This window comes from Lactobacillus sp. ESL0260, assembly GCF_003692935.1.
Classification (GTDB): Bacteria; Bacillota; Bacilli; order Lactobacillales; family Lactobacillaceae; genus Lactobacillus; species Lactobacillus melliventris.
This window is the reverse complement of sequence record NZ_REHO01000007.1, coordinates 40,576-63,557: the sequence shown is the minus strand read 5'-3', so window position 1 is coordinate 63,557 and position 22,982 is coordinate 40,576. Positions and strand designations below refer to the sequence as shown.

At 37.6% G+C, this 22,982-nt stretch carries 21 protein-coding genes and 1 tRNA gene; 1 reads left to right on the top strand and 21 read right to left on the bottom strand.

The genetic code is table 11. The features are described 5' to 3' along the window. Nucleotides 1-66: 66 nt before the first annotated feature. The 16 genes from F5ESL0260_RS02950 to F5ESL0260_RS02875 form a co-directional block, all read right to left on the bottom strand. Complete coding sequence (locus tag F5ESL0260_RS02950) at nucleotides 67-987, bottom strand: diacylglycerol kinase family lipid kinase (RefSeq protein WP_046324530.1); 921 nt, start codon at nucleotides 985-987, stop codon at nucleotides 67-69. 30 nt (nucleotides 988-1,017) lie between these two features. Continuing rightward, the gene (gatB, locus tag F5ESL0260_RS02945) at nucleotides 1,018-2,448 is read right to left on the bottom strand and encodes an Asp-tRNA(Asn)/Glu-tRNA(Gln) amidotransferase subunit GatB (protein ID WP_034977233.1); all 1,431 of its coding nucleotides are present in this window, start codon (nucleotides 2,446-2,448) and stop codon (nucleotides 1,018-1,020) included. A gap of 3 nt (nucleotides 2,449-2,451) precedes the next feature. Continuing rightward, the gene (gatA, locus tag F5ESL0260_RS02940) at nucleotides 2,452-3,891 is read right to left on the bottom strand and encodes an Asp-tRNA(Asn)/Glu-tRNA(Gln) amidotransferase subunit GatA (RefSeq protein ID WP_122025795.1); all 1,440 of its coding nucleotides are present in this window, start codon (nucleotides 3,889-3,891) and stop codon (nucleotides 2,452-2,454) included. Beyond that, the gene (gene gatC / locus F5ESL0260_RS02935; RefSeq protein WP_110445796.1) at nucleotides 3,891-4,193 is read right to left on the bottom strand and encodes an Asp-tRNA(Asn)/Glu-tRNA(Gln) amidotransferase subunit GatC; all 303 of its coding nucleotides are present in this window, start codon (nucleotides 4,191-4,193) and stop codon (nucleotides 3,891-3,893) included. The genes gatA and gatC overlap by 1 nt, the downstream gene beginning before the upstream one ends. A 14-nt stretch (nucleotides 4,194-4,207) precedes the next feature. Further along, nucleotides 4,208-5,347, bottom strand: a complete 1,140-nt coding sequence (locus F5ESL0260_RS02930) for a CamS family sex pheromone protein (protein WP_122025860.1) — start codon at nucleotides 5,345-5,347, stop codon at nucleotides 4,208-4,210. 13 nt (nucleotides 5,348-5,360) lie between these two features. Beyond that, nucleotides 5,361-7,373, bottom strand: a complete 2,013-nt coding sequence (gene ligA / locus F5ESL0260_RS02925; RefSeq protein ID WP_122025794.1) for an NAD-dependent DNA ligase LigA — start codon at nucleotides 7,371-7,373, stop codon at nucleotides 5,361-5,363. Nucleotides 7,374-7,417: 44 nt separating this feature from the next. Continuing rightward, a complete protein-coding gene (gene pcrA / locus F5ESL0260_RS02920) occupies nucleotides 7,418-9,661 on the bottom strand; it encodes a DNA helicase PcrA (protein WP_122025793.1) in 2,244 nt (747 codons plus the stop codon). Between the two features lie 78 nt (nucleotides 9,662-9,739). Continuing rightward, entirely contained in the window at nucleotides 9,740-10,387 is a 648-nt protein-coding gene (locus tag F5ESL0260_RS02915) for a glycoside hydrolase family 73 protein (protein ID WP_110445793.1), read from the bottom strand. Between the two features lie 164 nt (nucleotides 10,388-10,551). Next, nucleotides 10,552-10,637, bottom strand: a tRNA-Leu gene (locus F5ESL0260_RS02910). A 73-nt stretch (nucleotides 10,638-10,710) separates the two neighbouring features. Then, nucleotides 10,711-12,462, bottom strand: coding sequence for an ABC transporter ATP-binding protein (locus F5ESL0260_RS02905; RefSeq protein ID WP_122025792.1), 1,752 nt, complete (start codon nucleotides 12,460-12,462; stop codon nucleotides 10,711-10,713). Between the two features lie 77 nt (nucleotides 12,463-12,539). Next, the gene (locus F5ESL0260_RS02900; protein WP_122025791.1) at nucleotides 12,540-13,220 is read right to left on the bottom strand and encodes a MarR family winged helix-turn-helix transcriptional regulator; all 681 of its coding nucleotides are present in this window, start codon (nucleotides 13,218-13,220) and stop codon (nucleotides 12,540-12,542) included. A 118-nt stretch (nucleotides 13,221-13,338) separates the two neighbouring features. Beyond that, nucleotides 13,339-13,794: a SprT family protein gene (locus F5ESL0260_RS02895; protein ID WP_122025859.1), complete on the bottom strand. Its 456-nt coding sequence runs from the start codon at nucleotides 13,792-13,794 to the stop codon at nucleotides 13,339-13,341. A 1-nt stretch (nucleotide 13,795) separates the two neighbouring features. Then, nucleotides 13,796-14,494, bottom strand: a complete 699-nt coding sequence (locus F5ESL0260_RS02890) for a glycosyltransferase family 32 protein (RefSeq protein WP_122025790.1) — start codon at nucleotides 14,492-14,494, stop codon at nucleotides 13,796-13,798. 3 nt (nucleotides 14,495-14,497) lie between these two features. Beyond that, entirely contained in the window at nucleotides 14,498-15,928 is a 1,431-nt protein-coding gene (locus F5ESL0260_RS02885; RefSeq protein WP_122025789.1) for an oligosaccharide flippase family protein, read from the bottom strand. A 10-nt stretch (nucleotides 15,929-15,938) separates the two neighbouring features. Next, nucleotides 15,939-17,078 (bottom strand): CDP-glycerol glycerophosphotransferase family protein, encoded by a 1,140-nt coding sequence (locus F5ESL0260_RS02880; protein WP_122025788.1) that lies wholly within the window; start codon nucleotides 17,076-17,078, stop codon nucleotides 15,939-15,941. Nucleotides 17,079-17,203: 125 nt separating this feature from the next. Then, nucleotides 17,204-18,052: an aldo/keto reductase gene (locus F5ESL0260_RS02875; protein ID WP_122025787.1), complete on the bottom strand. Its 849-nt coding sequence runs from the start codon at nucleotides 18,050-18,052 to the stop codon at nucleotides 17,204-17,206. A 271-nt stretch (nucleotides 18,053-18,323) separates the two neighbouring features. On the opposite strand from F5ESL0260_RS02875, the gene F5ESL0260_RS02870 reads away from it, so the two are divergent. Beyond that, nucleotides 18,324-19,064 (top strand): CPBP family intramembrane glutamic endopeptidase, encoded by a 741-nt coding sequence (locus F5ESL0260_RS02870; RefSeq protein WP_122025786.1) that lies wholly within the window; start codon nucleotides 18,324-18,326, stop codon nucleotides 19,062-19,064. Nucleotides 19,065-19,256: 192 nt separating this feature from the next. On the opposite strand, the gene F5ESL0260_RS02865 is transcribed toward F5ESL0260_RS02870, so the two are convergent. The 5 genes from F5ESL0260_RS02865 to F5ESL0260_RS02845 all read right to left on the bottom strand — a co-directional run bounded on the left by F5ESL0260_RS02865 (nucleotide 19,257) and on the right by F5ESL0260_RS02845 (nucleotide 22,808). Further along, nucleotides 19,257-19,790, bottom strand: coding sequence for a ClbS/DfsB family four-helix bundle protein (locus F5ESL0260_RS02865; RefSeq protein WP_122025785.1), 534 nt, complete (start codon nucleotides 19,788-19,790; stop codon nucleotides 19,257-19,259). A 148-nt stretch (nucleotides 19,791-19,938) separates the two neighbouring features. Continuing rightward, the gene (locus F5ESL0260_RS02860) at nucleotides 19,939-20,592 is read right to left on the bottom strand and encodes an amino acid ABC transporter permease (protein ID WP_122025784.1); all 654 of its coding nucleotides are present in this window, start codon (nucleotides 20,590-20,592) and stop codon (nucleotides 19,939-19,941) included. A 16-nt stretch (nucleotides 20,593-20,608) separates the two neighbouring features. Continuing rightward, entirely contained in the window at nucleotides 20,609-21,247 is a 639-nt protein-coding gene (locus F5ESL0260_RS02855) for an amino acid ABC transporter permease (RefSeq protein ID WP_046324514.1), read from the bottom strand. Further along, nucleotides 21,244-22,059 (bottom strand): glutamate ABC transporter substrate-binding protein, encoded by an 816-nt coding sequence (locus F5ESL0260_RS02850; protein ID WP_122025783.1) that lies wholly within the window; start codon nucleotides 22,057-22,059, stop codon nucleotides 21,244-21,246. Before F5ESL0260_RS02850 ends, F5ESL0260_RS02855 begins: the two co-directional genes overlap by 4 nt. Before the next feature lie 11 nt (nucleotides 22,060-22,070). Further along, nucleotides 22,071-22,808 (bottom strand): amino acid ABC transporter ATP-binding protein, encoded by a 738-nt coding sequence (locus tag F5ESL0260_RS02845; RefSeq protein ID WP_122025782.1) that lies wholly within the window; start codon nucleotides 22,806-22,808, stop codon nucleotides 22,071-22,073. Nucleotides 22,809-22,982 lie beyond the last annotated feature (174 nt).

The window sequence follows — 22,982 nt, the reverse complement described above, 5'->3', positions numbered from 1 at the left end:
TGATTTTGTTACTAAACTAAAGAAGCAATTACTCGTGAAAGTAATTGCTTCTTTTTTGTGCTTTATCTATTCGCCAACGAAAAATTCAATTCGTTGTTGTAAATTTTTAAAAGTAACAGGACAATAATCACCAATTTCACCATCAAGGTTAACCGGCAATTTTTCGCCTTTGCTTTTACCCATTAATTCAATTTTTAAACTACGCGTCTTAGTGTAAATAATGTCAGGATCATCAACGTGTTTGCCGTTTAAAGCTAAAGCCATTAATTTTAACAACTTTACTGGTTCAGACGGCTTGACAATTATTAATTGAAACAAGCCATCACTTAGTTCAGCATCAGGCATAATTTGTTCAAAACCACCAATAGAATTAGTCATTCCGAGCAATAGCATAGACAGTTTGCCTTCGTATACGCCCTCATCATAGGTAAGACGAAGTTCATTTTCAGTAAGATGTGGCAACATTTCCGCACCCTTAATTAAGTAGGCAGTATAGCCAAGTGCAGACTTTACTTCCGACGGAACACCATATGTCAGTTCAGTCAATGAACCACAAGCAGCAATATTAACAAAATACTGAATATCCTTGGCAAAAGTTGCCTCACCAATATCCATTTTACGGGTTTTATTTTTGAGAATAACCTTTGTTGCTTCAGCAATATCATCTCGCGGTATATGCAGAGCACGAGCATAATCGTTAGTAGTACCGGCAGGAATAATTGCCATCTTTGGTCTTTTTTCCAAATTTGCAATACCGTTTACTACCTCATTGATGGTGCCATCACCGCCAGCGGCAACAATCAAATCAAAGCCTTCATTAGCTACCCGAGTTGCTTCTTTTTGCGCACTCTGCTTTTCTGGCTTGGTTCTAAATGCACTTGCCTCATACCCAGCTTGTTCCAAAACGTCCAATATATCCGCGACATTTTTAGGCATCTGTTCGTGACCAGATACAGGATTATAGATCAATCTTGCTTTTTCAGTCATAATTTCTACCCTTATTACTTCAAAACTTACTTAACGCTTCTGCAATTCTTCATTCAGCAACTTATTAATTACCTTTGGATTGGCCTTGCCCCTGGTTTGTTTCATCAACTGCCCGACAAGATAACCAATTGCCCGATCCTTACCGTTCTTAAAGTCTTCTACCGATTGTGGGTTGTTATCAACAACCTCTTTAACCATAGGTGCCAAGACGCTGGTATCAGATAACTGCACCATACCTTTGTCTTCAACGTATTTCTTAGGGTCTGTACCATTAGCGATTGTCTCTGCAAAGACCTTTTTAGCTATTTTAGAAGAAATCGTACCATCTTTAATCAATTTAATCATGGCAGCTAAATGCTCCGGTGTCAACTTAATATCAGCAAGTTCAACCCGATTATCATTCAAATAACCATTAACTTGAGTGTTCATCCAGTTAGCAGCAAGCTGGGGATCAGCTCCTGCAGCAACAGTCTGATCAAAGAAGTCTGAACTTTCTTTAGTTTGCAAAAGAACATTAGCGTCATATTCTTTTAAACCAAATTCATTCACGTATTGGTTGTATCGTTCTTCAGCTGAACGTGGCAAAGTTGATTTGATTTCATCAATCCACTCTTGGCTGATATGATCAGGAGCAATATCAGGTTCAGGGAAGTAACGGTAATCAGCATCGCCTTCTTTGACACGTTCCAAAACTGTTTTACCAGTTGCTTCATCAAAGCGGCGAGTAGAAAGTTGCACGCGACCACCAGATAGTAGGACTTGAGCTTGACGCTTTTCTTCATATGCCAAAGACTTACGCACATGTTCAAAAGAGTTCAAGTTCTTCATTTCAACTTTGGTACCCAGTTCCTTTTGACCGGCAGGTCTAATGGAAATGTTGGTATCAACACGCATTGATCCCTCTTCCATCTTAACATCGGAAGCACCGGTAAATTGCACTATCTTACGCAATTTTTCAAGGTAAGCATAGCCTTCATCCGGATCAGCAATTTCGGGCTCAGAAACAACTTCAAGTAAAGGAACACCCTGCCGGTTTAAGTCAACGTAAGAATAACCGTTGGTCCCATGAGTATTCTTGCCGGCATCTTCCTCAATATGCATTTCATGAATTCCAATGCGCTTTTTCTTACCATGAGATTCAATTTCAACATAACCATCACGAGCTAGTGGTTGGAAAAATTGGGTAATCTGGTAAGCCTTAGGGCTATCTGGGTAGTAGTAATTTTTCCGGTCAAAATGAGTTGTTGGCAAAATATGAGCATGTGTGGCTAATGCAACCATAATGCCTAAGCGGTAAACGTCCTTGTTAACGTAAGGTAAAACACCTGGCATCGCCCAATCAATGACATTTGTTTCCGTGTTGGGTTTAGCACCATAACTTACTGGCGAAGGTGAAAAAATCTTACTTTTAGTTTTTAATTCAAAGTGAACTTCGAATCCAATCGTTGATTTAAAATTCATCAGTTAATCCTCCATTCCAGTTGGTGTTTTTTCATAAAACTTATTAGTTCTTTCGATAAAATCAGCTACTTGGAAAATGCTGCCTTCATCAAACCGTTTGGCCATAATCTGCAGTCCTACAGGCATTCCATCAACTAAACCAGCAGGAACACTGGCAGCAGGAATTCCTGCTAAGTTGGCTGAAATTGTCAAGATATCATTATTGTACATTTTAATTGGGTCGGAAATTTCACTACCGATGCCAAAAGCAGGAGTGGTAGTGGTTGGGCCCACAATCACGTCATTCTCAGCAAAAATCTGATCGAATTCGTCACAAATTAACGTTCTCACTTTAGATGCTTGTCTAAAGAAACGATCATAAGAGCCAGCCGAAAGTGCAAAAGAGCCCAGCATAATCCGGCGCTTAACTTCTTCGCCAAAGCCTTCTGAACGCGACTTAACGTAAACATCTAATAGGTTCTTAGTATCTTGAGCACGGTAGCCGTAACGAATACCATCAAATCTTTGCAGGTTTGATGAAGCCTCACTTGAAGCAATAATGTAATAGTCGGGAACTACATACTTGGTTAAAGGCAAAGATACCTCAGTAATGATTGCTCCAGCATTTTCCAAAGCATCAATTTGTTCTTGAATTGCCTTGCGCATATCACCATCAACAGCAGCCATGTATTCTTTAACTACCGCTACATGCATACCCTTAACATCTTGACCAATGTACTTGGTAAAATCAGGCACCGCTCTAGTCGAAAGAGTAGAGTCGTGCTCGTCACTACCCGCAATAACATTTAAAACTTGAGCCGAAGTTTTTGCCCGCTTACTCATCACGCCGATTTCATCTAAGGAAGAAGCAAAAGCAATTAAACCCCAGCGGGAAACTCGGCCGTATGTCGGCTTGATACCAAAAATGCCGTTAAACGCGGAAGGCTGCCTGATCGAACCACCAGTGTCTGAACCCAAAGCAGCAACGACTTGGCCCGAGGCAACAGCAACAGCTGAACCACCAGATGAACCGCCTGGTACTTTGTCCAAATTCCACGGATTGTGGGTAATGCCAAAGTATGAATGTTCCGTAGAAGAACCCATCGCAAACTCATCCATGTTGGTTTTACCCACAAAAGTCACTTGCGCCTTTTTTAATCTTTCAATGACAGTCGCATCATATACCGGAATGTAATTATCTAGAATATGACTAGCTGCCGTTGTTTTAACACCATCAGTAATAATGTTGTCTTTAATGGCAATGGGAATGCCAGCAAGTTTGTTTTGGTCAAAATCAAGATCACTTGCAGGTTTTGCATCTTCTTGAACAGTAATCCAAGCGTTCAACTTGTCATCTGTTTTTTTAATATTATCAATTGTATCTTGCGCTAATTTGTCGGCTGACAAAGTCTTGTGGGCAAGTTTTTCATTTAAAGAGTCAATATCTTCATTTAAGTAATTCATTACTCGTCCTCATCCTTATTAATAATTACTGGAACCTTAATGAAGCCATTGGCCTGTTCAGGAACATTTTTCATTAATTCAGCTCGATCTTGCCAGTGTTCAGGCTCATCTTCTCTGAAAACCGTATCGCGATCAACAACCTGAACGGTTTCTTTCACACCAGTAGTATTAACTTCTGATAATTGATCAGCCATATTAATAATTGAACTCATTTGTTCAGTTACCTTGCTGATATCTTTTTCATCAATCTCAAGCCGCGACAAAGTCGCAACGTGTTTAATTGTATCTTCTGTAATTTCCACGCAAATATACCTCCTTATTCGCCACCATAAATATGGACTTGATAACTACTATCCCCTGTTTCTTTAGCAACTAAAGCCTGGATATCATTAACGGAACCAATCTTAATTTCGATGGGCACGTTATTAGCCAAATACTTCTTTGCGGTTGATAAAACCAGCCTGGTAAAACTTTGAATTTGCTCATACCCATAAAACTGGGTAGTAATTGTAATATTTTCTTGAGCTAACTTACCATTTTCATAGCGTAAAGTTGCTGTTACACCACTGATATTAGGGAAATAATTTTGAATAGATTCTTTAAAACTATTGAAACTGGAAGCATCACTGCTATTAATTGCTTTTTTACCACCAACCGTTGGTAAAACTTCCGCTTGAGTATTAATAGTTTTCCATTTAGTTATTTTACTACTATTAGCGGCCGCTGTCCCGCTCAAAAAGTAAGTTCCAGCCACTAAAGAGTCCTTACTTTCTTTGGCAAAAAGCCCAACCGTAATTGGAATGTTCTTTAAGGCTTTCTTTTTCCGTAAACGAGCCACTACTTTTTGGGCCACTTCTTGTCCGTACTGCTTTTGCTGCGTACGTGAAATTTGTGCCTGGTATTCAGGACCATCTTTTTTCTTTTGATAATAGTCAATTGAATTAAGAGCAAGCCCAATACTAATACCACCTATGTGGTAATTTGAACCGGAACCCGTCAAAAAATCTTGTTCAATTATTTCTTCTAAATAAATTGGTTGGTAATTTTTCTTAGTTCCTATTTTGGGATTAAGGCCAGTGGGATTTGACTTTGACTTTCGTCCCAGCCATTGATTGGCTACAGTGGCAGAAATGTACTGGCCTTCCTGAAAGACATATGAATTTGTTGAATAAACACCTTTAGAAATCTGGACCAAGCCTCGTTCTAATTCTCTGGTGTCAACAGAATTATCATTATCAGTCGCTGTCAGGCCAGATATTGGACTTGTTACATAATGCCCGTTTTTAAGCAAAACAGTATATCCATTATTACCAGTATCAGTAGTTTGATATGTTTTAGGGCTTGAATTCGATGATGTTTTAGCGTTATTCGCCAAGTTGGAATTTTTCAAGTTGCCGCAAGCCGTCAAACTCAATGATATTCCCAAAAGCGTTAATATTTGCAAGTATTTTTTCACTTTAAAAGTTCCTTTATTTAACTTGAGCAATTGCTTCTTCCTCAGTCAATAACGATACACCGAGCTTCTGCGCTTTGGTGTATTTGGAACCAGCGTCCTGACCATAAATTACATAATCGGTTTTCCTTGAAACTGAACCAGTTACCTTAGCACCAAGTGCTTGTAATTTCTTGGTAAACTCACTTCTAGTGTAATGCGCCAGAGTTCCTGTTAAAACGACAGTTTTACCTTTAAAGTAATTGTCAGGGATTGTTGCAGTGTCTGCTGGCTCTGCACCCAGATAATCCATGTTAACACCACTATTTTTAAGTTCATTAACTAGATCTTTAACTTCATCTTGAGCAAAATAAGTGGTTAAAGATTCTGCAATTGTCATCCCTATTGTAGCGATAGCAGCTACATCTTGCACGTCTGCAGTTATAATCTTTGCCATATTTTTAAACTTTTGTGCAATTAATCTGGCAGCCTTTGCACCGACATGATCAATTCCAAGTCCAGTTAACAATAATTCAACGGAATTTCTTTTTGAATTATTGATGGCGTTTAATAAATTGCTGATAGATTTATCTTTAAAATGATCCAGTTTTTCCAAATCAGCAGCGGTTAAATGATACAAATCAGCTACATTATGAACTAGACCATTCTTAATTAACTGCCGCACGATCTTAGGCCCTAAGCCGTCAATATTCATAGCCGGTCTTGAAGCAAAATGAGTTATGCCCTCTTCAATTTGAGCAGGACACGACGGATTAACACAGCGCAATGCTACTTCATCTTTTAGATGAATCAATTTTTCTCCACACGACGGGCAAGTTGTTGGAATCGGATAAGGTTGAGCATCCTTCGGCCTTTTAGCTAATACCACTTCTGAAATCTCGGGTATAATATCACCCGCTTTATGTAACATAACGGTATCGCCAATACGGACATCTTTTTGTTGCAATAAATCGGCGTTATGCAAAACAGCATGAGAAACTGTAGTACCAGCTAACTGGACAGGATCCATAATCGCAGTTGGCGTTACAACTCCAGTACGACCAACCGTCCACTTAATTTCATGAACCACAGTTTCCTGCTCTTCAGGAGGAAATTTATACGCTATTTCCCACCGTGGCACTTTGACGGTATTTCCTAGTTCTTGTTGCAAATCCAAATCGTCAACTTTTAAAACGATCCCGTCAATACCGTAATCTAGCGAATTTCTTTTAGCAGTATATTCGTCAATAAAAGCAAAAATATCGGCCATTTTCGCAATTCTGCGACCGGTTTGATTAGTATGAAAACCCAGCTGCGTCATCTTTTCAATGGCTTGGTGTTGGCTGGTAATTTCTGCTGGCGGATTAACCAAGGTATAAATAAATGTGCTCAAGTGCCGGTGTTTGGTAATACTTGCATCTAATTGCCGTAAAGAGCCGGCTGCGGCGTTGCGCGGATTAGCAAAAGTTGTTTCACCTTTTTCATCACGCTCCGCATTGAGTTTAGCAAACGGTTCTTTACCCATGTAACATTCACCCCGGACTTCCGTGGTCAATTTTGCGGGCAAGGTTTGCGGTATATCAGAAATATAGCGTGCATTAGGAGTAACATCTTCACCTACTTGACCATTTCCCCTGGTAGAAGCCCTGGTTAATTTACCGTCAGTATATTCTAAGGCAATAGACAGACCATCTATCTTTAATTCGACATTATAAGCAACTTCGTGACCTATTTGTTTTTGCACTCTGTCATCAAATTCCTGCAGTTCTTCTTTAGAAAAAACATCTCCCATTGATAACATTGGAATTTCATGAGTAACCTTAGTAAACTGATTGTCAATCTGTCCCCCTACTTTTTGAGTAATGGAATCTTGTGACACCAGCTGCGGAAATTCCTGCTCAAGTTCAACTAAACGATTATAGTTTTTATCGTACACATTATCTTCAACTTCAGGTGTGTCCTTTGTATAATAGGCATTTGCCCATTCGTCTAGTTTATCTCTTAGAGCTGCGACTTCTTTTCTGGCCTCATCAAGAGTTAAATCTGCCATTTTCTTCCTCCTGATTTAAAACTATTTTTTTATTTCTGCTTTTATTATACCTTTTTAATTGGTGCAAATGCTGCTAGAAGCCGCTTGATTCCCTTACCACTAAAAGCAATATCAAGTTCCATATCTTCGCCCTTGCCGTTAACTTTAGTTACAACGCCTCTGCCCCAGGACTTATGCTCTACCTGGTCGCCGACATTCCAGCCTTTTTTCTCCGCTCCTACTGCACCAGCAGGTTTAACTTTTGGAGTATAAACTTGTGCACGTGCCCGTTCATCACTATTAGCAAATGGTGCAGTTTCAGCTTGCAAGTTAGCACTAGTCAAAGTAATTGGAACGGAATTTTCAATATTCAGGTCGTCTTGATCAATTTCTGCCAAAAATCTGGAAGGAGGATTATTTTGCATTCTGCCATACATCATGCGTGAGTAAGCATTGGTTAAAAACAGTTCGCGCTTAGCTCGGGTAATACCCACATAAGCCAATCTGCGCTCTTCTTCCAGCTGATCATCTTCCATCAAAGCGCGGGACAAAGGAAAAAGTCCATCTTCCATTCCCACTAAAAAGACTACTGGAAATTCCAGTCCCTTCGCAGCGTGTAATGTCATTAACGCAACTTGATCATCATTATTGGCCAAATCATCTTGGTCACTTAAAAGAGAAACCTCGGCCAAAAATTCACTCAAAGCATTTTCAGCGTCATCATTTTCTTCATATTCATCGTCAAAACGCTTAGTAACAGACAAAAATTCATCCAGGTTTTCTAATCTAGTTTCTGCTTCAATTGTATGTTCAGCTTTCAAGGCAGCAGTATAGCCAAAGTCTTGCAGTATTTTTTCAGTCAAACCAGTAACTGTATGATCTTTAGCGAAGTTAATCGCATCGCGTAGTTTAGCGCCAAAATCACTTAGTCTGGCGGCTGCCCGAGCAGTAACGCCCGACATACTAATGTGATCAAAGGCTCCTAAAATTGATAAATTGTTATCACGGGCAAAGTCCATAAAACGCCGCACACTTACTGGTCCAATACCGCGCTTAGGGGTATTAATAATCCGGTTGAAACTCATGGAATCGCTGGGATTAGCAACTAACTTTAAATAAGCCATAATATCCATGATTTCTTTTCTATCATAGAACTTATGACCACCAACAATTTGGTAAGGAACATTTGACTTAACAAAGGACTCCTCAACTGTTCTGGATTGCGCATTAGTACGGTATAATACCGCAAAATCGTGATAAGAACGCTTTTTCTCTTTTACCTCTTCTTGTATTTTAGCAATAATAAAATGCGCTTCATCGTCGCCACTTTGGGCGCGATAATAAGTTACTTTTGCACCTTCACCTTGGTCTGTCCACAGCTTTTTGGCTTTGCGGTTACGATTATTCTTAATTACGGCATTAGCAGCTGCTAAAATATGACCAGTTGAACGGTAATTTTGCTCCAGTTTGACAGTTTGCACGCCATCATCATGATAGTCCTGCTCAAAATTCATAATGTTTTCCATGTTGGCACCGCGCCAGCCATAGATTGACTGATCTGCATCACCGACAACACAGATATTTTTATATTGTGCAGCTAAAGCATGACACAGTTCGTATTGTGCCTGGTTGGTATCCTGGTATTCATCTACCAGTAAATAACGAAATTTATTTTGATAATAATGTAAAACTGTCGGAGCCTTTTTGAATAAAACCAGAGTTTGCATAATCAAATCATCAAAGTCCATAATTTGATCATTCTTTAGGCGTTTTTGATACTCCTGATACACTTGAGCAGTTATTTTTTCAAAAGGTGAGGCAGCGCTAGCTGAAAATGCATCTGGAGTAAGTAAATCATTTTTGCCATTGGAAATGGCAGACAAAATCCTCCGTGGTTCATACATTTTGGGATTAATATTTTGCTCTTTTTGAATATGTTTAATTAAAGTGAGCTGTTCAGCTGAATCAGCAATCGAAAAATTACTGCTATAACCAATTTTTTCAGCATCCCGTCTTAATATGCGGACACAAAGAGCATGAAAAGTCGACATCCAGATACCGTCAGCCTGCTGGCCCAATAACTTATATTCGCGCTCTTTCATTTCAGTAGCGGCTTTATTGGTAAAAGTAATAGCCAAAATATTCCAAGGCGCGATCCCTTTTTCAGCAACCAGATAAGCAATTCGCCGCGTTAGCACGGATGTTTTCCCGGAACCAGCTCCAGCAACGACTAATAAAGGCCCTTCTGTAATCTGTACTGCTTTTTTTTGCTGTGGATTTAAACCTTTTAAAATTGATTCTACGCTCATTCTGAATCCTCTCACCCTAAAAATTATAACTCTTCTATTGTACCAAAAATCGTAATTGTATTTGCTACCCTGTGCATTCTATTTATCAAAACGGTCAAGATTGTATTCTTCAATTAATTTAATCAGTTTGTCCGCATAATCAGGGTCGGTGGCATAGCCGTCTTTGACTAAAGCATGAGCCTGAGCCTCATAATTTTTGGCTGCCAGAACGTGTCGGTACTGCTTGGCATCCCAAGTTGTCCCTTTTTGGAACAAGCGCGCATGTGCCCTGATTGAAGCTTCATAAGAGTCATAAATTTGAAAACGAGCTTTAATTTCAATCCACTTGCCTTTTTCAAATTCTTTGGTTTTCAAGACAGCAGAGGTATTAGGGTTATTGCCTTTGACACCAAAGAGGTTATTGTATTTTTGCGAAAGATCGCTTTTACCATAATCACTTTCGAGACAGGCTTGGGCAATAGTAATACTAGGTAAAAGATCAAAAGATTTATCCACTTCTTTAGCTATCGGGCCAATTTCTCGGATAAAGGCCTTATGCTGTCTGATAATCTTTTGCCTTGCTTCTTCACGCGCAAGCTGCTCTTGTCTAATCTGTTCAGACTGAATTGCCTGCCTCCGATAATAACGAAAAGCCACAAAAGCAATTATTAACAAAAATAAAATAATAAAAGTGCGCATAATGATTGCTGTATTAGATAACTTCTTGCTTCTTCGTTTTCTCGCCATTTGTTTTCCCTTGCTTTAAAAAATCTCTTCTTAAGTATAACCTCTCTTAATTATAAAACTATGCAACATAATTAATTTTTAAAATAAAGTTAGTTGGTTGCAAAATAAATCTGCTCAAAAAAATTAAGCACAAAAAAATGGAGCCAAAGCTCCATTAAAGCAAATGCGGGCAAGAAGACTCGAACTTCCACGATCTAAAAGCGATCACAAGATCCTTAGTCTTGCGCGTCTGCCATTCCGCCATGCCCGCAACACATTCAATACTATAACCCAAAATTGAATTTAGCACAAGAGTTTTCTTAATCATTTTTATGTAAAAGCGGTTAATTTACCATCTGCTCGGTGACATACTTAGCGTATAAACTATGCTTTTGCATCAATTCGTGGTGGGTTCCATGGCCCGTAACCTTACCGTGTTCTATAAAATATATTTGATCGGCATTAACAATCGTCGCCAGTCGGTGCGCAATTACCAAAGTAGTTCTGTTAACCATCAGTTTATCGAGTGCTTGTTGCACTTTTCCCTCTGATTCTGAATCGAGACTCGCAGTAGCTTCATCCAGCATTAAAATCTTGGGATCACGTAAAAAAGCTCGGGCAATAGCTAAGCGTTGCTTTTGACCACCAGAGAGCTTAATTCCGCGCTCACCTATTTCAGTCTCCATCTGATCAGGAAATTCACGGACAAATTGATCCGCATAAGCCAAAGAAAGTCCATGCCAAAGATCTTCATCGGTCATCTTTTTAGTTAAACCATAAACCAGGTTTTCCCGAATTGTTCCAGAAAAAATAGCACTATTTTGAGAAACATAGCCTATTTGGCAGCGCCAATTTGCCAGGTCAATATCTTGAATGTTCTGGTTTCCAATAGTAATTTTGCCACTATCCGGTTGGTAAAACCGCTCTAGTAATGCAAAAATAGTTGACTTCCCGCCACCACTGGGACCAGCAAAAGCAATTACAGAATTTGGCCGTGAAACAAATGAAATTGACTGTAAAACTGGTTCATTTTTCACATAGCTGAAATTCAGATTTTGTGCAGTTAAAGTTTTATTAGTTAAATCGCAGGTCTGTTGACCCGAGTTCTTTTCGGGCTCTATTCGTAAAATTTCTTGGATACGTTCAGTTGAGCCTAAGGCTTTTTGAATCTGGGAGAAAAAGGTGGCAAAATTGGCAACAGGGCCAATAACATTAAATAAGTACAGTAAAAAGGCCACTAATGAACCACTTGTTAAAGAACCTTGACCAACGCGAATAATGCCAAAAGCCAAAATGCCGGCAAAAGCAGCCATCATCAAGGTCATAATGATTGGCTGTAAAACAGCTTCGACGCGTGCGTCTAAAACTCCAATGGTGAAAATTTTATTGATTCGGTGATTACCAGCTTCCTGCTCATGTTTTTCGCCGTTACTGGATTTAATCAAGCGGACCTCAGATAGTTTTTCACTGACCTCACCATTAAATTTGGCTGTTTCCGCTTGTAGTTTCCGACCTAGTCTCACCATTATGCGACCAACCGGTAATAAAATTACTACCACAATAGGAACTACGACAAACATTAAGGTGGCCATTTCCCAATCCATCACAAATAAAATGATTAATGAGAAAAATAATTGGATTGCGCCGGTAATAAAATTAGGAAACTGCGAAGCCAGTAAATCTTTTATTATTCCAGTATCATTGACTAGTCGCGAGCTGCTTTCACCCACTTTATTAGCATCAAAATAAGTAACAGGTAATTTTAAAAGGTGAGCCCATAAGCGTTCACGCAGGGTCTTGACTACGCTTTCACCAAAATAGCGCAGTACATATCCACCCAAAGTTCCTAAAACTAGCTGCAACACAAAAACTATAATGATAATAATTAAACTTGAATAATTAAAGTTATCCCATTTACTAGTGTCCACTAGCTGCCTGGTTAATAAAGGTAATGCTAAATTGGCTGCACTTGTGATAAGACTAAGTAATAAGCCAATTATGAACAAAGACTTTTTCACATTTAAACTTTTTAGCAGGTCTAAAAAGTCACTAATTTTAACATTTTGCTTTCCATCTTTACGTGACTTAAATGCCATAAAAGATACCGGCTTTCCTTATTTAGACTAAATAAAAAAGTTTTTCAATAATTGAAAAACTTTAATCATGTTGCTAATTATAAATCTTCATCTTCATTATGCCAAAATTTACGCCAAAAGTCGCGGTCATAACCGTGCATCTTATCATAATTGCAATAATTTCTGTTAAAATCTTCGCGAGGGCAGTCATGATGGTAGTGATGCCGTTCATGCATATGATGACACATAGCGCGCATATCTGATCTTGAAAAATGATGCTCAGCAGCATATTCACGCCATTTTTTAATTCTTTCCATTCGATAGGCCGGATCAACAAAAGAACTGGCTTTATCCTTAAAATCATCATCCCAGCCCGCAGCAATTTTTTGCAGATACTGACCAAATTGGTCTTGCTCTTCTGCAGTTAAACCGGCAAAAAATGGCGCAGTATCTTGCTTGTCTTTTTGTTCAGCCAACTTTGCGGCCTTTTCTTTTCCGCTCTCTGTTAGATAAACTCGTTTAACCCGTTTGTCTTGCTCATCAACTTCACGTTGGATATCGCCTTTTAACTCCATTTTTTTCAATAATTCTGCTAAAGACCCGGGCTTCAGAGCCAAAATCTCAGCCAGATAATTTTGAGTTAAGCCGTCTTCTAACTTTAAGATTGCTAAAACTCGTTTTTGACCAGATATTGGTTCTTTATTCTGAAACAGGTAGTAGCGACTGGCACGCATAATAAAATGAAGTTGTTTCATTAATTGATCACTTGTTTGACTCATAGTTAAACTCCTTTAAACTAAAACAGCAAATTGTTAGGTACCTAATATGTTTTACAAGTTAATTATAGTTTGGTACCTAACATTTTGTCAAACCAAAAATTTTTAAGTTGTTTTTAAGTCACCTGTGGTCAACCAGCTTCAATTTACCTTTACAATGACCACACGCATATCGTCGTAAATCTAGCCGGCGAACTCGCCAATATTTTTGTCCGCAAACTGTGCAAACGTATAAGTATTTTGCTTTGCTTTTGCGTCTGAGACCAATATCCGGTGCATACCTTGAACCACCAACTTTATTAAGTAAAACTTTAAAATCATGGTCTTGATGACGATATCCTCTGTGATTTAAATGTAAGTGGTAATGCGTCAATTCGTGCTTAATTATGCCAATCAATTCTTGATAATATTGCGGCACTAAAAAATGCGCATTAATTTCAATGTGGTGATCATCTAAGTGATACCGACCACCAGTTGTTGTCATGCGCTTATTAATTTTTACTTGGTGCTTAAATTGTTTGCCAAAATATTTGAGAGAAACTTCTTCCACCAAGTTCTGTAATTCTTCTTCAGTCAGATTATCTGAAAACTTTGGCATATAGTGCTGCCTCTTTTTTCGTTTTGATCCTGACTTTCAGAGCTGTCACTAATTTTCTTTTTAACGGCTTAGCTCCTTCCATCCATGTGCCAGTAAAAACATGGATGGTCTTTGACTGCGCAGAAGGATTACAAAGTACTCCATCCGGATAAACGTGTATACCGGTCTGCAATTGCTGCTCCTTGTTATTAGGCTGAGCACCATATTTATTTTTTAAAATATCAGATACAGAAACAGTATTCACTCCTGCTAATTGGTCTTGTTTGTCAAACGTAAAATTACGGTCATCATAATAAGAAAGCATGTCTTTAATCAGTGGATGACCTTTTTCCGCTCCAAATACTGCTGTAAAAGGATTATCCTTATTTTCAAAGCCGACAAAAGCTTTATTATTTAACAAATCGTGCAAATTATCCAAAACTAAAACATCCGTATCCAGATAGATACCGCCCATTTCATAGACTGCTTTAGCTCGAATGTAATCTGAAACAAAGGCCCATTTTTTAGCTTGATATGCTTGTTCTACATATTTATTTTCGTGAATATCAAAATTGTGTTCGTTCCATTCGATAATTTGATAATCCTGCAAGTGTTTTGACCAGGTCTTCATGCAACGCTGAATATTCTGTGGTTTAGGGTTACCCCCTACCCACACATAATGAATTATTTTGGGAATCATTTATTAACCTCTGGTAAAAAATTTTTTCAATAACAAAATTATGTCTTGGTTAAAATCGAGTTTTAATAAAAACATTAACGCGATATATAAAACAAACATAATGATTGATTTGCAGAGCATATTAAGAAATGCCGAAGCAAACATTTGGGGCAAAAGGAGACCTACTAGCAAAACAATAGCAGCAATTATAAAATACTTGGGAATTTCACGAAAAGAGTATTTAAAATCGTAACCATCCCGCACAATCCACAAACGCAAAAGTAAAACTATAAACTCGGTTATTAAAATTGCTATCATAGCACCTGTTGCACCGTATAGTTGATCCAGAAAATAGCTTAATATTACTTCCAAGAAAGCACCAACTATGACTGGAATGGCATAATCGCGATCTCGATGATTGGCAAGCGCAAATTGATTAGCGAATACTCCGCCAGTTGGAATCATAATGATAGTTAAGGTAAAGAAAAACATCAACGGTGTCATAGGAATGAATTTATGACCGAAAAAGAAAGGCACAAATTCCTTGGTATTAGCCATAATAATAACTGCAAACAAAGTTCCCAGCATAACCGTCGCTTCAAGGGACTTTTTTAAAACTATTCGTTGTTCTTTTTTCCCTTCACCCGCCATTTTAGGCATAATCACTAAGGAAATACTGGTTACAATTCCCAAAACCATGTTAGAAATTCTTTGGGAATTATCATAAAAGGCAACCTGCGTCGAATTTTGAAAGAGACCCAAAATAGGTTTATCAAGCGAGGTATAAATTTGGGTAGCAATTTGGGGAATTAACAGGGTAATGATTGCTTTAACAGTCGCGCGGTATTGATAGAAATGTCTGACCGGTCCACCAACATAGCGGTGAATGTCAAACCAAAAAACAAATGAACCCAGCATTGTTGAAACTGACATGATCAACATGTACTTCCAGAGATCGCCTGGATTTTTTACCCATAATAAGATCAGAATGACAGAAACCAGCTTAACCGCAGTATTTTTTAACACAACACGACCAAAATCAGCTAATCCCTGAAAGAACCACGAAATATCAACTTGAGCTGAAATAAGATAGGGCACCATTAATAGTAAATATTGACCGTACTTAATCTTAAAAAAGCTGGTAACAGCAATTACTATCACTATTGTGACGAATCCAGCTATGGCCTGAAAATACCATAAGCCCCAAAAGGCCTTGGTTAAATCCTGCTCGCTGCCAAAGGCTCTAATCTGAGAAATTGTCCTCATCCCAATATAGGACACTGAAAGAGTACAGAAAATCATTAAAAACTGAACAATATTATTGACGTTGCTGTATATCCCATATGTTTTGGGACCTAAAATTCTTGAAAGATAGGGAACTGTTATTAACGGTACTAATACCAGAAAAATTTGGTAAACCGCATTATACAGAATGTTTAAAAAAGTTCTTTTCACAACTTACCCTCTAAATACTCTTTAACAACTGAACTACATTTGCGCAACTTGATTGGTCTTGAACCTGATTTGTTAATTCTAACCAGTAACGACGTTTCGCCCCGTAGCGATCGGGCCTTGTAAGTGCTTGCAAGAGTTCTTGCTGTGTCTTTACACATATTCCAGGTACAATTTCTTCATAAGGTCCCATTAAAAGGCCACGCTTTTCTTCGTATTGCCGTAAATAATTGGTTATAAATATTATCGGCTTATCAATATTTAAATAATCAAAATAAATTGAGGAAAAATCTGTAATCAGAAAAGCAGTATTACCCAAAAGCTCATAAAGGTCAATATCTTGCTGATATAAATAATCATTATTAAGAAAGGCAATATTAGAATAATTACTCTGCAAATGCTTAAAAAGTTTCATTTCATAAGGATGCAGTTTCACTACTAAATATTGGTGATTCTTTTTTAATGAATTATTTAACTGCTCAATGTTAAAATCAAACAGCGTTAAAAAATTACCCTGCTGAACTTGCTTCATAATTTGACTGTCTTCCATTTCATAACGAAATGTTGGCATATAAATACCAATTTGCGCCTCATCATCCTCGGTTTTAAATAAATCACCAAGTAGCTGTTTTTTACTAATAACTGGGTTTTTCAAAGCATCAATACGAGGAAAACCAGTTTTATGATACTTATTAGATTCAATTCCGCAGCAGGCACTCATCAAGCTTTCATATAAATCGCTGCTTGAGCAAACTATATCAGCATTCTTTTGCCACAACTTAGCATTGCGCTGGTCAACCTTGGAACTAGTATTATTGGCCATGAAGCCCATGCGTTTAAGGGGTATACCGTGCCAAAACTGAATATTAACCTGCCTGGCATGAACTTTGAACGGCTGATGTGTGGTGAACACAAATTTCGCTGCCCCAATTTTTCGCCAAGTTTTAAGTGGCAAATGTGACGATGGCCAAGGTTCTACAATAGTAACCTCATATTCGGGATGGCTTTTTTGTAAATATTTACCAAACAGATAGCCATTGGAGCCAGAACGACCTGCACCATTAAGAACAACCACTTTATTGTTTTGTATTGGTGTAAAACGAGCAATCATTTTCATTGCCAACAAATATAAACGAAATAAAAAACTTTTCATTATTTAACTTCCCAATTTATTACCTAGTATTAGGGTACAGAAAAAGCCTGAGATAACTCAAGCTTTTTTACTTTATTTTTTAGTTTTTTAATGATTATTGCTTATAAGGACAATTAAAACTCGTTTTAATAAATTGCCAGGGGCTCTTTGCGTTCAGGCTTAGGATATGCCTTTTCCAAAATCTGCAAGTCTTCTGGAGTTAGCTCAATATCTAAAGCTTTCAGGTTGGATAATAAATGCTTTGAGCTACTGCTCTTTGGTATTGCCAAAACATCGGGCTGTTGCATTACCCAGGCAAGTAAAATTTGATAAGCACTTGCCTCGTGTTTCTCAGCAACTTGTAAAACGGCCTCGTTTTTCATCATTGTGCTGCCCATTTTTGGTCCACGTCCTAAAGGACTATAAGCAATTAGTGGAACGTGATGCTCTCTTTGCCAAGGTAAAAGACTATATTCAATTCCCCTGGTTTCTAAATTATATAAGTCCTCATTAACTACACAATTTTGGCCTTCCGGAAATTGCCATAATTCTTCCATATCGTCTATATCAAAGTTCGATACGCCCCAGGAGCGAATTAACCCTTCATTTTGTAAAGCCTGCAATTCAGAAACGGTCTCAGATAAAGGCACCATTCCCCGCCAATGATATAGATATAAATCCAGATAATCAGTTTGGAGCCTTTGCAAACTGTTTTGCAAACTTTGCCGCATTTTTGATCTAGACGCATTTTGCGGTAAAACTTTAGAAATCAAAAAGATTTTTGCTCGTTGATATGGTTTAATGGCTTTCCCCACCAACTCTTCAGAACGACCATTTCCGTACATTTCAGCGGTGTCAATCACACTTAAGCCTGCATCAAGACCGGCTCTAATTGCTGCTATTTCTTCATCATGAAGTTTAGGATCGTCTCCCATTTCCCAAGTACCTATTCCTAGCGCTGGTAATACTTGATTATTAATTGTGACTTTTTTCATATAATGAACCTTCTTAATTAGTTAAATAAATATATTTTGAGATATAAAGTTGATGACTGCTGGTTTTAAATTTAATATAAAACAAATTAAAATACTGTTAGCTTCCAAGATAATTGTAGCACTTAGCCAGAAAGTTTATTAACCTATAGATTATTTTTTAACGTAATGCTATTTAAGTAAAATTAAGTTGCTTTTGTGATACTTTCACAAGCCAGCAAATTGTCTTTTACAAAATAACAATATAAAATCAAAAACAAAAGGAAGAATAAACATGGTTAACAATTTAAATAGTTCATATAAATTATCTGGTAAAAAATGGCTGATAATATTGCTCTCAAATTTAATAGCATACTGCTGTTTGATTATGCCAGGTGTGCAAATCCCGGATTCTCTAATTTTTGACGAAAATCATCCCACTTTAATAGCAGCAGGCTTTCAAATCTTAGTAGTAACTGTCTTTCTGATAATTCAAATAATCGGAGTGCAAATTGCTACTGGGAGTAAATGGCAGCAATTATTTCATACTCCTCGTGCCAAAGAATGGCTGTGGGTGCTAGTCTTTTTCATTTTAGCTTATTTCGTATCCGTTGTTTCAGGAGCGGTTTCTCAGAAGTTGTTTGGTGCAGTTTCTGGAAATGCAGCTGCTGGACTAACCATGAGTACACCCCACGTTTGGCTCATTTTCATTTATCAGCGCTTCAGCAGTGCGATTCAAATATTGGGTGAAGAGTTTTTAGCAATTATGCCGCTGTTAGCTGTGACCCAATTAGCTGATTCTATGCACATGCCACTCCCGCTTTTCTGGGGCAATATTGCTTCAGCTTTAATATTTGCTTTACTTCATTTGTCAACTTATGATTACAACTTGGGCTATGTTATTTTAGGATTAGCATTTACACGTCTGGTTTTAAACTGGGCTTTTATCAAAACCCACAATATCTGGGTAAGCTTCTTAGTCCATTTCTTGTTCGATACATTAGCTTTCCTAGTTTTATTATTAGTTACAAAGTAAAAATAATTATTGACTAACAAAAAAATGATAGCTGGAACTATGTTCAACAGCTATCATTTTTATTTTGTAAAATATTAAAGCAAAAATTAATTTCTACTGCTGCAAATAATAAAAGTAAGGGTAAAACATTGAACATTTGAAAAATGGTCAGTACTTTCAGAGCAATGCTAATCTTTATGCTTTTAGTTACATTTATTTCAATGATCTTTGATATTTACGCAATTTTTTCAGCGCCCATTCATAATGACTAGAGGTATTTGCAATAAAGTACGTACCTAAAGCGTTCGTTCCAGTCCAGGAAAATACATTCTTTTGGAAAAGTTGATCGTCAGTAAAAGTATCAAGCAATGCCATTGTTTGCTTATGACTTTCTGCCAATAATTTTTCAGCTTCATCTAGCGCAGTAGCTTGGTGCTTTTCCCAAAATTGCTGATTCATTTCACCATAATTGCGCCAATTGTACCCTTCTGGTAAAAATTCTTGTGCATGACCGGCCTGATTGTTTTTAACCCATTCCAGTAATAATCTCTGCCATTCGTATAAATGAATTAGAACGTCACGAACATTGCGATCTCTTTTCCAATGGGCTTCTTTTAATTTACTAGTATCAAAGTTGAAGCTACCTGTGCGAGCATCTTCCGGCAACTTAGAAATCAAAGCAACAATCTTTTGGTAAGATGCATTACTTGCATCTATTAATTCTTGTTTGGTTTTAGGACGAGGCATAAGTTCTCCCTTTTAAATTTAGTTTTTATCTTTATAGTATTTTAACATATATGATTATCTAATAATAAATATTTCTAGCAGCTTCTTAAATACTAAAAAAAGCACCTCACAATTAGTGAAATGCTTTAAATAATAAAACGATCTTCCTTTAAGACAAGTGCTTACCAATCACATTACCAATAATTGATAATGTAAAACAAACAGCAAAATATAAAACCGCAAGTGCAGCAAACATTGGTAAGATATAGTTTGCATCTTGTCCGTAAATAACTTGTGCATGTTGCATCATTTCAGGAACAACAATAATCGTTGCTAGAGATGTATCCTTAATGAGGGAAACAAACTGACTAATAATTGCAGGAACCATATTTTTATAAGCTTGTGGCAAAACAACATGCCATAGTGCTTGTACAAATGACATCCCTGTAGACCGTGCCCCTTCCATTTGACCAACAGAAACAGACTGAATACCTGAACGTACAATTTCAGCAATCATACTCGATTCGAAAACAGTCATGGCGATTATCGCTGCTGGAATTGTTTCTGGTCTTAAGCCAAAGTTAGGTAGTCCAAAGTAAGTAAAGAAGATAATTAGAAGTAACGGAATATTACGAATAATATCAATTACAAAGCCAACAATCTGTGAAACATACTTTATTTTAGAATACCTGATTATGCCTAAAATTGAACCAAAAATGAAACTTAAGATAACTGAAATTACTGAAATATAAATAGTTACCCAGAGGCCCATTAACAAAAAGCGCACATTAAGCCATGAAAAGGCATTAATCCAATTTTGCATTTTCTAATACCTCCTTCTAACCTAATTTCTTTTCTAAGTGTCGCATGTAGTAGCTAATTGGCAAAGTAACGATCAGGTATAAAACACCTACAACTAAATAACTGTTAATGGTGTCAAAAGTAGTAGACGCAATTGAGTTTGCCTGGTACATCAAATCAAACCCTGCAACAAAGGCTAAAACTGAAGAGTTTTTAACTAAGTTAACGAATTGATTACCTAAAGGCGGAATTACTATTTTAAATGCCTGAGGCAAAATAATGTAACGCATTGCCTGCCAATAGGTCATACCGGTTGATCTGGCTCCCTCCATTTGCCCGTTAGAGACCGATTGAATACCTGAACGGATAGTCTCCGCAATAAAGGCAGAAGTATAGAGTGTTAAGCCAATAGTTCCTGCAGTAAAGCCATTGATTTTGACAACATACATCGGAATTACTAGATAGAAAAACATAGTGATTACAAGCAAAGGAATGTTACGCATAATTTCCACATAAGCATGGCCAATTACACGCATTACTTTACTTGGAAGAACTTCCATAATTGCAAAAATTGTTCCAATTATTAAACTGAAAAATAGAGCAATTACACTAGATAGTACTGTCCAGCCTAAGCCAACAAACAGCTGGCTGCTGAATTTTGAAAAAATATTAATCATCGGCGATACAGCTCCTTATACTTAAATCCTGGAACGTCGCCAAACCACTTTTTAATTAAGCGATTATATTCACCGTTATGCTGCATCTCAAGAACTGCCTTGTCTACAGCTTCAGTAAATGAGGTTTGTCCCTTATTAACCGCAACACCGTATGGTTCAACAGTAAAGGTGCCACCACGAACTTCGTAGCCCGGGTTCTGCACTGCCAAACCAAATAAAATTCCGTTATCAGTAGTAAGAGCATCCCCTTGATGCGATTTCAATGCATTCATTGCTTGAGCATAATCCTGCAATTCAATCACTTTTGCTTTAGGAGCTACTTTTTTAATGTTTGCAACCGAGTTGGCACCTACAACACCAATAACCGTCTTACCATTTAGATCTTTTGTACTTTTAATTGAAGAATCCTTAGGAACTAAAAGCGATTGACCAGCATCAAAGTATGACTTTGAAAAAGAAATAATCTTTTTACGCTCTGGCGTAATCGACATCGTAGCAATCACAGCATCCACATTACCATTCTTTAACAGAGGAATTCTGGATTGAGAGGTTGTAGTGACAAATTCTGCCTTACCCTGAGGACCTAAAATATGCTTCGTAAGATGTTTAGCCATATCAACGTCAAAACCTTTTTGCTGGCCATCACGAACATCGATTAAACCGAAAAGCTTAACGTCACCTTTAACACCCCAAACAATCGTATTAGATTGCTTAGCATTTTTTAAAACGGATTGATCATTAACGCTTTTACCACAGCCGGTTAACATTAAAATACATGCCAATAAAGGAAGTAGCCAAAATTTCTTTTTCATAATTGGCCTCCTTAGTGAGAAATAATTTTACTCAAAAATTGTTGTGCCCGCTCCGTCTTTGGCTGTTTAAAGAAGCTCTCGCTATCATCATCCTCAACAATCCGACCCTGATCCATGAAGATAACTCTATTAGCCACCTCTTTGGCAAAGCCCATTTCGTGAGTAACGATTAATGAAGTCATACCACTTTCGTTGGTAACTTTCTTCATAACTTGTAAAACATCATCAATCATTTCCGGATCAAGAGCAGAAGTTGGTTCATCATATAAGATAAGCTTTGGCTTCATTGCCAGAGTTCGTGCTATTGCAACACGCTGCTTTTGACCACCAGAAATCTGTGAAGGCATATTATGTGCCCATTTGCGTAACCCAACCATATCGAGCAAGTCTAACGCCTGTTTTTTATTTTCCTCTTCAGGAATATGACTTACTATTCTAGGTGCCAGCATAATATTTTCCAATACGTCTTTATTCTTGTACAAATTAAAGTGCTGGAAAACCATCCCAACATCACTACGTAAAATATTGAGATTAGTCTTTGGGTCAGAAAGATCGTGACCGTTAACTACCAACTTACCCTTCTGGATTGATTCAAGTCCATTAACGGTCCGTACAAGTGTACTTTTACCAGAACCGGATGGCCCGATCAGAACCACCGTTTCACCTTGATCAATCTGTAAATTAATGTCGTGCAGTGCATGAAAATGGCCATAAAATTTTTGCACGTTATGGAACTCTATCATCGACATTGTCATCGCCCCTTTCATAATCAATGCATGAAATAATAAGTTGTAGTTTCTATTTTACTATAACGGTTAAGAATTTTAAAAGTGATACAGTTTTTTTAATAAAAATTTAGACAAAGCTCTGTTTGATTCACGTCAAACTAAAAGTCTGTTAGTGCCTGCCATATAAGCAAACAA